A 1332-nucleotide genomic window follows, 5' to 3' on the forward strand; every position below is an offset into this window, starting at 1 on the left:
ATCCCGTATTAAATCGTTTGATCCAAGCCGTCAAAGACATGCAAAAAGAGAGCGAGAAAGGGATAAAAGAAGTAAGCAAGAAAACCGCAGAAACTAAACGAGATTATAGCGATACCCATTTAAGCAATAATGAAATCAAAGATCTATTAAATAACGCAGAAATCCCTACAAGCGGGAGAGACGCAGTTATTTTTGGCAAAAATAACCTAACGCCTGAAATTGTTGAATTTTTACACAAAAACAACAAAAGAATGATTATAGAAAAAGCCTCTAACAAAGAAATAGAACTTTTAGCTGACGCTAACTTTAAGCACCCTGAAAACGTAAGAGCGAGTTTAGATCATGAAGCTATTACCCACATACTCAAAAGGCATGGCGTCAATTCTACTAATGTTAAAAATGGAGAAAGCCCTATCACTTACGAAGATATAGCGAATTATAGATATATCGTTAATAACGCTGATGCCATTCTTAGGACTATAGACAAATACAATCAAGAAGCTATCACGGCGTTTAAACAAATCAACGGCTACACGGTAGTAGTAGAGCAAGCGATCAATGGAAAGAGTGAATTAGTTTTAAAAACAATGTATAAGAACAATGGGAGTTATAAAAATAATGATGTTTATAAAGAATTTTCAAGCACCTCACTCAACGCTAACGCGAAGGTGCCCCATGGGTTGAGTTCCCATAGTGGTGCTGAAAAGAACAATACTTAAAAAACTTGAAAAAGTCAAGGAGAAAGATAAATGAATTACCCTAATTTGCCTAACAGCGCTTTAGAGATAAGCGAACAGCCCGAAGTGAAAGAAATCACTAACGAATTATTAAAACAATTGCAAAACGCTTTACATAACAATACGCTTTTTACGGATCAAGTGGCATTAAGCCTTAAAGGCATCGTTAGGATTTTAGAAGTGCTTTTGAGTTTGGATTTTTTCAAAAACGCCAACGAGATCGATAGCAGTTTAAGAAATTCCATTGAATGGCTGAGTAACGCCGGCGAGAGCTTGAAAAATAAAATGAAAGAATACGAGGGCTTTTTTAGCGAGTTTAATACGAGCATGAAAAGCAACGAGCAAGAAGTAACGAGCATTTTAAACGCTAACACCGAAAACATCAAAAGCGAGATTAAAAACCTAGAAACTCAATTGATAGAAACCACTACCAGGCTTTTAACGAGCTATCAAGTTTTTTTAAACCAAGCCAGAGATAACGCTAATAACCAAATCACCGAAAACAAAACCCAAAGCCTTGAAGCGATTAACGAAGCTAAAACGAACGCTAACAACGAAATCAACACGAATCAAACGCAAGCGATAGCTAACATTA

General features: G+C 36.3%; 2 protein-coding genes. Both read left to right on the forward strand.

The annotated features are described in order from the left end of the window. Positions 1–719 (forward strand): PBECR3 domain-containing polyvalent protein (locus EWZ81_RS02510; protein WP_165548916.1); only part of this gene is annotated, 719 nt, incomplete at its 5' end. A gap of 30 nt (positions 720–749) precedes the next feature. Beyond that, positions 750–1332, forward strand: a 583-nt coding sequence (locus EWZ81_RS02515; RefSeq protein WP_165548917.1) for an ATP synthase subunit B family protein, incomplete at its 3' end; no start/stop codon positions are given.

Source organism: Helicobacter pylori (assembly GCF_011140715.1).
GTDB classification, from domain to species: domain Bacteria; phylum Campylobacterota; class Campylobacteria; order Campylobacterales; family Helicobacteraceae; genus Helicobacter; species Helicobacter pylori_DA.